This window comes from Streptomyces olivaceus, from assembly GCF_000721235.1.
Classification (GTDB): Bacteria; Actinomycetota; Actinomycetes; order Streptomycetales; family Streptomycetaceae; genus Streptomyces; species Streptomyces olivaceus.
Map to the genome: position 1 here is coordinate 22,280 of NZ_JOFH01000055.1, position 12,107 is coordinate 34,386.

Sequence of the window (12,107 nt, forward strand, 5' to 3'; positions counted from 1 at the left end):
CCGCCTCGCCCGCCGGCCGGCTCCCGTCCGCGCGCCCGTCACTTCCCGTCGCGGGGGGTGACGGGCGCGAGCACCATCGCCACGAGCGCGTCCACCAGTCCGTCCGCGGCCTCCCCCCAGTCGGCCCGCGGCGTGGGCCGCCCCTCGGCCAGCGCGCGTTCCCGCTCGGCCGCCATGTGCACGATGAGGTGGCGCGCCATGTCGCTCCGCTCGGCGCGGACGTCGTCCGGCAGCGGGGGCATGCACCGGTTGCGCCCGGCGATGATCGCCCGCAGGGAGGCCGAGGCGCGGGACTCCTCGGTCATGATCTCGCGCAGCACCGGGTCGGTCATGACCTGGGCGCAGAACCGCGCGTACCAGGTGGGGCTGCCCAGCGCCGCCAGATGGTCGAACTGCGGTCGCACCAGGCAGTCGACCCAGTCGCGCAGGTCGGTCGAGTTCCCGAGGGCGTCGAGCTGGCGGGCCCGCAGGTCCTCGACCCGTTCCGAGTGGCGCCGCACGATGGCGCGCACGAGGTCGGACTTGGTGCCGAAGTGGTAGCCGACGGCGGCGTTGTTGCCCTGCCCCGCGGCCTCGCTGACCTGGCGGTTGGAGACCGCGTAGACCCCGTGCTCGGCGAACAGCCGCTCGGCGGTGGCCAGGATCAGCTGCCGGGTCGCGCTGACCTGTTCCGTCCGTACCGTCCTGCTCGCCATGGTCACCACCGCGCCGGGACCCTCCTTGCGGCCCGCGACGGCCGGTCCCTCGAGTCGTCGCAGGTCGGCCGTCGTACGGCTCGTACTCCCGAAGCCTACGGGGCCGCGGGCCCGCAGAGCCGCGCGGCCCCGAGAAGCACGTGCTCCTCACACCCCGTAGGATACTTCAAGCGACTGACTTAAAGGTTTGGCGCTCCGGTTCTCATGCTCATCGCCCGAAAGGCTCCTCCATGTCCGCTTCTCCCGCCGCACCGCGGCCGAACGCCGTGGTGGCGGTACTGGCCCTGGCCGGGATCGTCGTCTCGCTGATGCAGACCCTGGTCATCCCGATCGTCCCGGAACTGCCCCGGCTGCTGGACGCGCCGGCGTCGGACGCGGCCTGGGCGGTGACCGCCACGCTGCTGGCCGCCGCGGTGGCCACCCCGGTCGTCGGCCGGCTCGGCGACATGGCGGGCAAGCGGCGGATGCTGCTGTTCAGCGTGTGCCTGCTGATCGTCGGCTCGGTGGTCTGCGGGCTGAGCGACACCCTGGTCCCGATGGTCGTGGGCCGCGCGCTGCAGGGACTGTCCGCGGCGGTGATCCCGCTCGGCATCAGCATCATGCGCGACGAACTGCCCGCGGAGCGGCTGGCCGGTGCCACCGCCCTGATGAGCGCCTCGCTCGGCGTCGGCGGTGCGCTCGGTCTGCCCATCGCCGCGCTGATCGCGGACAACATGGACTGGCACATGCTGTTCTGGCTCTCCGGCGCCCTCGGCGCCGTCGCCCTGGTGCTGGTGCTGATACTCGTGCCGGAGTCGGCCGTGCGCACCGGCGGCCGCTTCGACGTGCTCGGCGGCCTCGGCATGGCGGCCGGCCTGGTCTGCCTGCTGCTGGCCATCTCCAAGGGCGCCGACTGGGGCTGGGGCAGCGGCACCACCCTGGGCCTGTTCGCGGCGGCCGTGGTGGTCCTGCTGGTGTGGGGCTGGTGGGAGCTGCGCATCCCGCAGCCGCTGGTCGACCTGCGCACCACCGCCCGCCGCCAGGTGCTGTTCACCAACCTGGCGTCGATCGCCGTCGGCTTCTCCATGTTCGCGATGTCCCTGGTGCTTCCGCAGCTGCTGCAGTTGCCCGAGGCCACCGGTTACGGCCTGGGCCGCTCCCTGCTGACCGCCGGTCTGGTGATGGCGCCGTCCGGCCTGGTGATGATGGCGTTCGCCCCGGTCTCCGCCAAGGTGTCCAAGACCCGCGGCCCGAAGGTCACCCTGATGATCGGTGCCCTGATCGTGGCGTCCGGCTACGGGCTGAACATCGTGCTGATGTCCGAGGTCTGGCACCTGGCGCTGGTCTCCTGCGTCATCGGCGCCGGTATCGGCTTCACCTACGGCGCGATGCCCGCCCTGATCATGGGCGCGGTGCCGGCGAGCGAGACGGCCGCCGCGAACAGCCTGAACACGCTCATGCGGTCCATCGGTACGTCGGTCGCGAGCGCCATCGCCGGTGTGATCCTGGCCCAGATGACGGTCAGCCTCGGCGGCTTCGCCCTGCCCTCCGAGAACGCCTTCAAGGTGGTCATGGCGATCGGTGCCGGCGCCGCCCTGCTCGCCTTCGTGATCGCGTCCTTCATCCCGCGCCACCGCGCCGGCACCGGGGTCGCGCACTCCGCGCCGGCCGTGGGCGCCGAGGCGCCGGCCGCCTCCGCGCACTGACGGCGACGGCGCCGGTCCCCCGCCGCCGGGACCGGCGCCGTTCAGGCGAACCTGGCGGGCGACGCGCGTGACGGCCGCCGGACGCGTCGAGAACTGACCCGTGGACCTGCCGCTGATCCCGCCCATGCTCGCCACCCCCGGCGTCCTGCCGCCCGCCCGGCAGGACGCGCGCTGGGCCTACGAGACCAAGCAGGACGGCCAGCGCGTGGTGGTCTACCTCCCCGGCGACGGCAGCGTGCTGCTGCGTGCCCGCTCCGGGCAGGACATCACCGGCGCCTATCCCGAACTGGCACCGCTCGCCACCGCGCTGGGCGCCACCTCCGCCGTACTCGACGGCGAGGTGCTGGTCCTGGACGAACAGGGCCGCGCCGACTTCCAGTTGCTCCAGTCCCGGATGGGCCTCGCCCACGCCCCGGGCCGGGCGGCGCACCGGGCGGCCCGGGTCCCCGCCCACCTCGTGCTGTTCGACGCCCTGCACCTGGCGGGCGAGTCCCTGCTGCGCCTTCCGTACACGGCCCGTCGCGACCGGCTGACCGGCCTCGGCCTGACCGGGCCGTCCTGGTCGACCCCGGCCGCGCTGGTCGGTCACGGCGAACAGGCCCTGCGGGCCACCCGCGAGCACGGCCTGGAGGGGCTGGTATGCAAGCGGCTGGACTCCGTGTACGAGCCGGGCGTCCGCTCCCGGGCCTGGGTCAAGATCCGCAACATGCGCGGCGAGGACGTGGTGGTCGGCGGCTGGCTGCCCGGCAAGGGACGGCTCACGGGCCTGCCGGGCGCCGTGCTGGTGGGCCAGCGCGCCGCGGGCCGGCTGCGTTACGTCGGCGGTGTCGGCACCGGCTGGAACGCCGCCGAGCGCGACGAACTGGCGGCGCTGCTGCGGGCGGCGGCGAGCGACGTGTGCCCCTTCGACCCGGTGCCGCCGGTGCCGGGAGCGCGCTGGGTGGTTCCCCGGCTGGTGGGCGAGGTCCGCTACAGCACCCGCACCCGGGAGGGCATGCTGCGCCAGCCGTCCTGGCTCAGGCTCCGCCCGGACCTGGCGCCCGAGGACTCGGCGGCCGACCTCCCGGACAACTCGGTGTGAGAACACGACCCGGGGTGACGGAACGTCAGGCCCCGGATCGGGTATGAGGGCAGTCCTTCACCACAGCGACACCTGGGCGCTCTTGGCGCGGGAGGGAAAAGAGGGGACCCTGAACTGCCCTTCCCCCCACACCCGTCGGGTCGTGCCGAATAGAGCGCCCGACAGAGGAGGACACGATGTCCCCGCGCACCCAGCGCCCCCGCCGCAGGAGATGGCTCGCCGCGCCGCTCGGCGCCCTCGCCCTGGTCCTCGCCTCTCCCGCCACGGCCTTCGCCGCCCCGCCCCCGGGGCTGCCCGGCAACGCCGACAGCCTGGAGCAGGCCTACCAACCCGCCTACGACTACGACACCGACGGCTGCTACCCGACACCGGCCATCGGGCCGGACGGCACGGTCAACGGCGGTCTCAACCCGACCGGCGACCTGAACGGCAACTGCCGCGACGCCGCCGACCTGGAGAACACCAACGGCTACGCGCGCGCCACGTGCAACAACGGCTGGTGCGCCTACATGTACGGCCTCTACTTCGAGAAGGACCAGGCGCTGCCGGGCAGCAGCCTCGGCGGGCACCGGCACGACTGGGAGCACGTGGTGGTGTGGGTGGCCGACGGCACGGTCCAGTACGTGTCGACCTCCGCCCACGGCTCGTTCAGCGTGCACGAGCGGTCGGCCGTCCGGTTCGACGGCACCCACCCGAAGATCGTCTACCACAAGGACGGGATCAGCACCCACTGCTTCCGTCTGGCGACCTCGGGCGACGAGCCGCCGGAGAACCACCGGGGCGACTGGCAGTACCCGACGCTGGTCGGGTGGAACGGCTACCCCGCGGGCCTGCGCGAGAAGTTGAGCACCTACGACTTCGGCAGCGCCAACTTCGGCCTCAAGGACGGCAGTTTCGCCTCCCACCTGGCGGCCGCCAAGCCCTCCGGCATCCCCTTCGACCCGAACGCCTGAGCCGGGGGCGACACCGGGCCACTCGGGCGGACCGTGCGCCGCGGGGGCGGTGGCACGCACTATCGTGTGCGCATGTCCGCCCCCGAACTGATCCGCGTCGTCTCCCGCGACTCCCCGATGGCCCTGGCCCAGGTCGAGCGCGTCCGGGCCGAACTGGCGGCCCTCCACCCCGGCGTGCGCACCGAGGTCGTCCCGGTGAAGACCACCGGCGACAAGTGGCTCGGCGACCTGTCCCTGGTGGAGGGCAAGGGCGCGTTCACCAAGGAGGTCGACGCCGCGCTGCTGTCGGGCGAGGCCGACCTCGCGGTGCACTGCGTCAAGGACGTGCCCGCCGACCGGCCGCTGCCGGCGGGCACGGTGTTCGCCGCCTTCCTGGAACGCGACGACGTCCGCGACGCGCTCGTCCACCCGGACGGCCTCACCCTGGACGAGCTGCCGCCCGGAACCCGCGTCGGCACCTCCTCGGTGCGCCGCGTGGCCCAGCTGGCCGCCACGCACCCGGACCTGATGTGCGTCCCCATGCGGGGCAACGCCAACCGGCGGCTGGCGAAGCTGGCCGCGGGCGAGGCGGACGCGCTGCTGCTCGCGGTCTCGGGCCTCGACCGCATCGGCCGCCGTGACGTGATCAGCGAGGTCCTCTCCCCCGAGACTATGATGCCGCCGATCGGTGCGGGCATCCTCGCCCTGCAGTGCCGCGAGGACGACGCCGCGCTCATCGAGGCGGTCGGCCCGCTCGGTCATCCGCGCACCCACCGGGAGGCGACGGCGGAGCGCATGTTCCTGCACGTCCTCCAGGGGCACTGCAACAGCCCGATCGCGGGCCACGCCCACGTGGACCGGAGCGGGGAGCTCTCGCTGCGGGCCTGCGTGTTCACCCCGGACGGCAAGACGCGGCTCAACGCGCACGAGTGGGCGGGCCGGCTCGACGCGGCCACCCTCGGCACCTCCGTCGCCGTGGCCCTGCTGCGTCAGGGCGCCCGGGAGATCATCGACGGCATCGCACACTGAGGCCCGGCGGGGCCCAGTGCGAAGCAGGTCCCGGCGCGGATCAGGCGGAGCCCTCCTCCGACTGGCCGCGCAGGAAGGCGCTCACCTGGTGGGCGAGGCCCTCGTCCCGCACCGTTCCGCACGGGGCGACGCCGGCCCCGTCGGGCAGCCCGAGACCGCCGGTCCACAGCCGCCGGTCGGCCCACTCCTCGTCCACCCGCAGCTGCACCTGCACGTCCACCTGGCCGAGGCTCGGCTCCGGACCGGCCGCGTAGAGGAGCGCGGTGGCCCGGCGCAGCGGGTAGACGTCGAAGCCCTCGATGAACTGGGAGTTGCGCCAGTCGAGGAAGGCGCTCTCCCCGTCGGGGCCGATCCGGACGTCGATCTGGCCGTCCTCCAGGTGGATGCCCAGGTGCCGCCGCCCCCGGTTCTCGACGGTCACCCGGACCCGGAAGTAGGTGAGGCCCTCGGCGGCGTCGTCGCGCCCACGCGGCGGCTCGGCGGGCTCAAGACGGTGGACGCGGGCCCGCAGGCCGGTGTGCTCCTCGTACTCGTGCCAGTCCCCGACCACGTTCGGCTCGTACACGGTGCCCCTCTCGACCTCTCGACGCTGCTTCCTATCCGTGTGCTCAGCACACTGTCAAATGAGCAGAATGCGCTGTGGCCAGGGACTTCGCCCCATTTGCTCGGTGATCAAGCGCTGCCCAGCGACGATCCGCCGGCGTCCGTCCGGGGCGGCCACCCGCGGCGTGCCGCACATCACGTCCGGCGGACCCACCGCGCCACTCACCGGCCCGCCACCGTTCGAGTGGCCGTTCGGGGCAATCGCGCCCAGTATCCATATGTACGAGAAATATCGGAAAAACTTCCCAGCACCCCTGCCGAGGGAGGTGCGCGTGATGCGTGTCGCCGGCCGAACCAAGCCCCATCCGCACGACGACGCTCCCGACACGGCCGCGGCGTTCGACCGGCTCGCCGGGCTGCCCGAGGGACCGGAACGCAAGGCGCTGCGGGACGACCTGATCAGAGTCTGGCTGCCCATGTCGGAGCGGATCGCCGTCCGCTTCCGGGGCCGCGGCGAGAACCTGGAGGACCTCTACCAGGTGGCGGCCCTCGGCCTCGTCAAGGCCGTCGACCACTACGACCCGGAACGCGGCCACGCCTTCGAGGCGTACGCCGTGCCGACCGTGACCGGCGAGATCAAACGGCACTTCCGCGACCACATGTGGACGCTGCACGTGCCGCGCCGGATCCAGGACCTGCGCAACCGGGTGCGCAGATCGGCGAAGGAGCTGGCGCAGACCACGCCGGGGCGACCGCCCACGGTCGACGAGATCGCCGAACACGCGCAGCTGACCACGGTCGAGGTCCGCACCGGCATGGAGGCCCTGGAGTGCTTCACCGCCCTGTCGCTAGAGGCGGAGATGCCCGGCACCGACGGGTACGCGCTCGGGGACGCGCTCGGCGGGCCCGATCCGGCCTTCGACGCGATCGTGGACCGGGTGGCCGTCCGGCCCTTCCTTGAGGCGCTGCCCGAGCGCGAGCGCACCATTCTCTACCTGCGCTTCTTCGGCGGGATGACGCAGAGCCGGATCGCGGAGCAGCTCGGCATCTCCCAGATGCACGTCTCCCGGCTGCTCGCCGGCTGCTTCGACCGGATCCGCGAGGAGATCCTGACGGAGGCCCGCTGAAGGGCGGGCCGGCCCGTCACCGGCGGCTTCCTCAACCCTCCGGCGGGGTCCGCGGGACGCAGGTGGGACCGTGCCGGTCCAGGGTGTCCTCGAGCGCGGCCCGTATCTCCTGCGGCATCACTCCGGTGCGTCCCCAAATGAGCATCGTCTCGGCCACGTTGCGCAGTTTGATGTTCGTATGCTGGGAAACCTCCTTCAGGACGATCCACCCCTCGTCCGGCGACACCGCGCCGAGGACGACGACCACCCCGATGGCCTGGTCCACCACGGCGTGCGAGACGACCGCCTCCTTCAGCTGCCGGACCTGCTCCTGCAGCCGGAACAGCTGCTCCGGGTCCCCGTCCGCGGTCATGGTCACCTCCGGATCCCCTCCATGGTCGCCAGGCCGCCCGCCCTCCGCCACCGCGCCGCCCCGAGTGCCCCGGCCACCGTTTCGGTGCCGCGCCCGGGGTACTCGGCAGGCGCCCGCCGCACTCCCGGCCGGACACTGGTGTGGAGCCGGTGGCTGCCGGTGGACGAGACCAGGACACGACTGACATGAACCACGACATGACCTTCCCCGACTCCGGAGAGGGCCTGCTGACCACGCACTCCGTGTACGGGGCGCCCTGCTGGGTGAGCCTCACCAGCCGCGACCTGGAGGCCACCGAGGCGTTCTACTCCGCCGTGCTGGGCTGGCGGTGGCGGCAGGCCAAGCTGGGCGAGCCGTTCCGGATCGCCCTGGCCGAGGGGGTGCCGGTGGCCGGGATCGCCGCGGTGGCCGGGATGTGGCAGATGGCGGTGGCCTGGACGCCGTACTTCGCCGTGCGCGGCGCGGACGAGGCGGTGTCGCGGGCGCAGGAGCGCGGCGGCACCACGGCGGTCGGGCCGATCTCCCTGCCGCCCGGGCGGGCGGCACTGCTCGCCGACCGGGACGGCGCGTCCTTCGGGGTCTGGGAGGGCGAGCTGTTCACGGACTGGGAGGCCTGGCGCACCTCGCGCCCCGCCTTCATCCGGCTGCACACCCGCGACGCCTTCGACGCCGCCATCTTCTACGGCGAGATCTTCGACTGGGCGTCCGGTGAGGGCTGCTGCGAGGTCCGGTACGAGGGCGACGAGGTGGTTCTGCGCCAGGAGGGCGAGGTCGTGGCGCGGATCGAGTCGGGGGCGCTCGGCGCGGCCCCGGATCCGGCGGTGCGGCCGCACTGGCAGATCCACTTCGCGGTCCGGGACGTCGCGGCGTGCGCCCGCGCCGCGGAGCGGCACGGCGGCGGCGTGCTCTCGCTCGGCGGCGACGAGGCGGTGCTCCGGGACGCCGAGGGCGCGCAGTTCACGGTGACCGCGCGCCGTCTCGGCAGCTGACCGCACCGGCTCACCGGCCGGTGCTGCAAGGCCGGGAGAGTACGACGAGGCTGCGCTGCTCGACGGTCACGACGGTGCCCGCCTTGTGCTCGGCCTCGTCGGGGACGCCCTCCGGGTCGGCGGTGTCGATCAGGGCCGTCCAGCGTTCGCCGTAGCCGGCGCCTGGCAGCCGGAAGTCGGTCGGCTCCCAGTGGCTGTTGAGCAGCAGCAGGAAGGAGTCGTCGACGACGGGGCGGCCGCACGGGTCGGGCTCGGCGATCGCGTCGCCGTTGAGGAAGACGCCGACGGCGTGTGCGTCGGAGCGCCGCCAGTCGTCGTCGGTCATCTCCCGGGCGTCGGGCAGCAGCCACACCAGGTCGGGCAGCGGCTGGTCCGCGCGGGTGGCCGTGTCGCCGCGGAAGTAGCGGCGCCGGCGCAGCACGGGGTGGTCGGCACGCAGGGCGATCAGGCGGCGGACGAAGTCCAGCAGGGAGCGCTGTTCGTCGTCGAGCCGCCAGTCGATCCAGGAGAGATCGTTGTCCTGGCAGTAGGCGTTGTTGTTGCCGCGCTGGGTGCGGCCCAGTTCGTCGCCGTGGCTGAGCATCGGGATGCCCTGGGAGAGCAGCAGCGTGGCCAGCAGGTTGCGCTGCTGGCGGCCGCGCAGTTCCCGGACGGCGGGGTCCCTGGTCGCCCCTTCCGCACCGCAGTTCCAGGAGCGGTTGTGGCTCTCTCCGTCCCGGTTGTCCTCGCCGTTGGCCTCGTTGTGCTTGTCGTTGTACGAGACGAGGTCGCGCAGGGTGAAGCCGTCGTGCGCGGTGACGAAGTTGACGCTGGCGCGGGGGCGGCGCCTGCTGTGCTGGTACAGGTCGGACGAGCCGGTCAGCCGGGACGCGAACTCGCCGAGCGTGTGGTCCTCGGCGCGCCAGAAGTCCCGTACGGCGTCGCGGTACTTCCCGTTCCACTCGGACCACAGGGACGGGAAGTTGCCGACCTGGTAGCCGCCCTCGCCGACGTCCCACGGCTCGGCGATCAGCTTGACGCGGCTGATCACCGGGTCCTGCTGGATGAGGTCGAAGAACGCCGACAGCCGGTCCACCTCGTGGAACTGCCGGGCGAGGGTGGCCGCGAGGTCGAAGCGGAACCCGTCGACGTGCATCTCGGTCACCCAGTACCGCAGCGAGTCCATGATGAGCTGGAGCACGTAGGGGTGCCGCATCAGCAGGCTGTTGCCGGTGCCGGTGGTGTCGTAGTAGTGCTGCCAGTCGCCGTCCACGAGGCGGTAGTACGAGGCGTTGTCGATGCCGCGGAAGGAGAGGGTGGGACCTCTCTCGTTGCCCTCGGCGGTGTGGTTGTAGACCACGTCGAGGATCACTTCGAGGCCGGCCTCGTGGAGGGTCTTGACCATCGACTTGAACTCGGTGACCTGCTGCCCGCGGGTGCCGAGGGCGGCGTAGCCGTTGTGGGGCGCGAAGAAGCCGATGGTGTTGTAGCCCCAGTAGTTGGACAGGCCCCGGTCCTGCAGCACCCCGTCGTGCACGAACTGGTGCACCGGCATCAGTTCCACGGCCGTCACGCCGAGGGACGTCAGGTGGTTCACGACCGCCGGGTGCGCCAGGCCCGCGTAGGTCCCGCGCAGTTCCGGGGGCACGTCCGGGTGGGTGCGGCTGAGGCCGCGGACGTGGGCCTCGTAGATCACGGACTCCGCGTACCGGCGCCTGGGCGGGCGGTCGTCGCCCCAGTCGAAGAAGGGGTCGGTGACCACGCCGAGCATGGTGTGCCCGGCGCTGTCGGCCGCGTCGGCCCTGCCCTGCGCCCGCTCGAAGAGGGAGGCGTGGTTGTCCGTCGTCCCGTCCACGGCCCGGGTGTACGGGTCGAGGAGCAGTTTGGCGGGGTTGCAGCGGTGGCCGACGGCCGGGTCCCACGGGCCGTGGACCCGGTAGCCGTAGCGCTGTCCGGGGCCGACGCCGGGCAGGTAGCAGTGCCAGACGAAGCCGTCGACCTCGGGCAGCGGGATCGTGCTGTGGACGCCGTCGTCGTCGACGAGGACCAGGTCGACCCGGTCGGCGACCTCGCTGAAGAGCGCGAAGTTGGTGCCCTGGCCGTCGTAGGTGGCCCCCAGCGGGTGGGGCAGCCCGCTCCACACGGGCGCCCCCTTCCAGTCCGGTCTGGCGCGGGTCACCGAGCCGCCTCCAGCACGCCGCGGGCGTCGGCCGACGGCCTCGACAGCCTGGCCACGGGCATGGTCTCGCGCGGCACCTCAAGCCCTTCCCGGGTGATCGGCGCGGGCGGCGTGGCCACCAGCGGGACGCGTTCGCCGGAGCGGGCGCGCCGGGAGAACCAGATCACCTTCGCGCCGGTGTCGGTGGCGCAGCAGCCCCAGCCGTCGCTGTTGGCGGCGAGGTGCTGGAGGCAGGAGCGGAGGTCCGGGTCGGGGCGGAGCGCGTGGTCGTTGCCCGCCACGGCCGTGATGAGGTGCTGTCGGTTCCACCACATCTCGATCGACGTGCTCTTGTCGCCGGCGTGCTCGTCGATGGCCCGGAGCAGCATCTCGGCGCCCGAGCAGACGGGTTCGACGAGGTCTTCCAGCCTCCAGAACCGGAGGTGGGCGGCCAGGATGCGCCTGACCTGTCCGACCCGTTCCGGGCTCACTTCCACGTCGAGGTGGTAGTAGCGGGGCACTGCGGTCTTCATCGTCGTGGCTCCTCACCGCGAGGGCTCTCGCTCCTCCTCGTCCCTTGGGGGACGGGCTCCCCGTTCACGAAGCGTGAGCGCTGATCGCTTCTGAGTCACTCCAGAGTGGGATCCGTAGCCCATTCGTGCAACACGAGCCCCTGATCGCCGCGGACGCGGAGGAATTCGACCCGTCATGAAAGTTGAAGATCCAACAAGACGGGGTGTCACCGTCCGTGCACCATGTGTGAGGAACTCGATCGTCCGGACCACCGGACCGTCCGGAAGGTGACCGCCCATGCTGCTTCCCGCGAAGAGCGAAGTCGCCCGGCAGCTGCGGCACTACCGCACCTGGGAACGTTCGATGCTGGCGTCCCCCGCGGACGTGCGGGTCCGGACCACCTTCGAGGACTCCGGCTACACCCTCTGCGTCCTGATGGGGAAGCGGTGCGCGCGCGAGGCGGCCGACGCGGCCGAGAGGTACCTGCGGACGAGCCTGGTCACCCATGCGCAGGAACAGCCGGAACGGCTTGCCCCGTCGGGACCCAGGACTCCCTCCGGTGCGGCCTGACCCCATCAGGGCCGGGCGCCCGAGCCCGGCCCCCGAGCACGGCGGAGGTGAGATGCGGATGAGCACGACCGCGGCGATCGGGCGTATCCCGGTACGGGACGTCCACCCGGTGGTGGAGGACGGCAGGCGCCCGGCAAAGGCGGTGACGGGCGAGACGTTCGAGGTCTCCGCCACCGTGTTCCGGGAGGGGCACGACGCGGTGGCCGCCAACGTCGTCCTGAGAGACCCTCAGGGGCTGGAGGAGGGCGCCGAGCTGTACCGCCGGGCGGCCGAGGGGGTGCCGGCGGACTCCGGGCGCGCGGTGGTGCTGGCCGCGGCGGACACCCTGCACGACGACACGCTGCCCGTGGCCACCCGGCTGGCGGCGGCGTTGACGCCGCAGGTGGACGCGGTGCTGGCCCGCCATCCCCTGCGGGACCTGGTCACCACCTCCGACCCCCTCCCCCTCCTCGTC

General features: G+C 72.6%; 13 protein-coding genes. 8 read left to right on the forward strand and 5 right to left on the reverse strand.

Annotation, left to right across the window (positions count from 1 at the left end; all coding sequences use genetic code 11):
- Positions 1 to 38: 38 nt before the first annotated feature.
- A complete protein-coding gene (locus tag IG94_RS0135835) occupies positions 39 to 695 on the reverse strand; it encodes a TetR/AcrR family transcriptional regulator (RefSeq protein WP_031047449.1) in 657 nt (218 codons plus the stop codon).
- 230 nt (positions 696 to 925) lie between these two features.
- On the opposite strand from IG94_RS0135835, the gene IG94_RS0135840 reads away from it, so the two are divergent.
- The 4 genes from IG94_RS0135840 (at position 926) to hemC (ending at position 5,422) form a co-directional block, all read left to right on the forward strand.
- A complete protein-coding gene (locus IG94_RS0135840) occupies positions 926 to 2,380 on the forward strand; it encodes an MFS transporter (RefSeq protein WP_043485568.1) in 1,455 nt (484 codons plus the stop codon).
- A 100-nt stretch (positions 2,381 to 2,480) separates the two neighbouring features.
- Positions 2,481 to 3,461, forward strand: a complete 981-nt coding sequence (locus IG94_RS0135845; RefSeq protein ID WP_031047455.1) for an ATP-dependent DNA ligase — start codon at positions 2,481 to 2,483, stop codon at positions 3,459 to 3,461.
- Positions 3,462 to 3,637: 176 nt separating this feature from the next.
- Entirely contained in the window at positions 3,638 to 4,414 is a 777-nt protein-coding gene (locus IG94_RS0135850; RefSeq protein ID WP_031047458.1) for an NPP1 family protein, read from the forward strand.
- 66 nt (positions 4,415 to 4,480) lie between these two features.
- Positions 4,481 to 5,422: a hydroxymethylbilane synthase gene (gene hemC, locus IG94_RS0135855; RefSeq protein WP_211269715.1), complete on the forward strand. Its 942-nt coding sequence runs from the start codon at positions 4,481 to 4,483 to the stop codon at positions 5,420 to 5,422.
- A 40-nt stretch (positions 5,423 to 5,462) separates the two neighbouring features.
- Here hemC and IG94_RS0135860 read toward each other — a convergent pair whose 3' ends face one another.
- The gene (locus IG94_RS0135860; protein WP_031047464.1) at positions 5,463 to 5,987 is read right to left on the reverse strand and encodes a hypothetical protein; all 525 of its coding nucleotides are present in this window, start codon (positions 5,985 to 5,987) and stop codon (positions 5,463 to 5,465) included.
- 313 nt (positions 5,988 to 6,300) lie between these two features.
- On the opposite strand from IG94_RS0135860, the gene IG94_RS0135865 reads away from it, so the two are divergent.
- Complete coding sequence (locus IG94_RS0135865; protein WP_031047467.1) at positions 6,301 to 7,092, forward strand: SigB/SigF/SigG family RNA polymerase sigma factor; 792 nt, start codon at positions 6,301 to 6,303, stop codon at positions 7,090 to 7,092.
- A gap of 31 nt (positions 7,093 to 7,123) precedes the next feature.
- On the opposite strand, the gene IG94_RS0135870 is transcribed toward IG94_RS0135865, so the two are convergent.
- Positions 7,124 to 7,444, reverse strand: coding sequence for an ANTAR domain-containing protein (locus IG94_RS0135870; RefSeq protein ID WP_107060798.1), 321 nt, complete (start codon positions 7,442 to 7,444; stop codon positions 7,124 to 7,126).
- Between the two features lie 185 nt (positions 7,445 to 7,629).
- Between IG94_RS0135870 and IG94_RS0135875 the strand changes: the two genes are divergently transcribed.
- Entirely contained in the window at positions 7,630 to 8,433 is an 804-nt protein-coding gene (locus IG94_RS0135875; protein ID WP_031047472.1) for a VOC family protein, read from the forward strand.
- A 10-nt stretch (positions 8,434 to 8,443) separates the two neighbouring features.
- Here the strand turns inward: IG94_RS0135875 and glgX are convergent, their stop codons facing one another.
- Both glgX and IG94_RS0135885 read right to left on the reverse strand, forming a co-directional pair.
- Positions 8,444 to 10,591, reverse strand: a complete 2,148-nt coding sequence (gene glgX / locus IG94_RS0135880; protein WP_031047474.1) for a glycogen debranching protein GlgX — start codon at positions 10,589 to 10,591, stop codon at positions 8,444 to 8,446.
- Complete coding sequence (locus tag IG94_RS0135885; RefSeq protein ID WP_031047476.1) at positions 10,588 to 11,103, reverse strand: hypothetical protein; 516 nt, start codon at positions 11,101 to 11,103, stop codon at positions 10,588 to 10,590. The genes glgX and IG94_RS0135885 overlap by 4 nt, the downstream gene beginning before the upstream one ends.
- 277 nt (positions 11,104 to 11,380) lie before the next feature.
- Here IG94_RS0135885 and IG94_RS0135890 point away from each other — a divergent pair, with 277 nt between their 5' ends.
- Both IG94_RS0135890 and IG94_RS0135895 read left to right on the forward strand, forming a co-directional pair.
- On the forward strand, positions 11,381 to 11,653 hold the full coding sequence (locus IG94_RS0135890; RefSeq protein WP_031047478.1) for a DUF5133 domain-containing protein: 273 nt from the start codon (positions 11,381 to 11,383) through the stop codon (positions 11,651 to 11,653).
- Positions 11,654 to 11,705: 52 nt separating this feature from the next.
- Positions 11,706 to 12,107 (forward strand): maltotransferase domain-containing protein (locus IG94_RS0135895; RefSeq protein WP_031047480.1); only part of this gene is annotated, 402 nt, incomplete at its 3' end.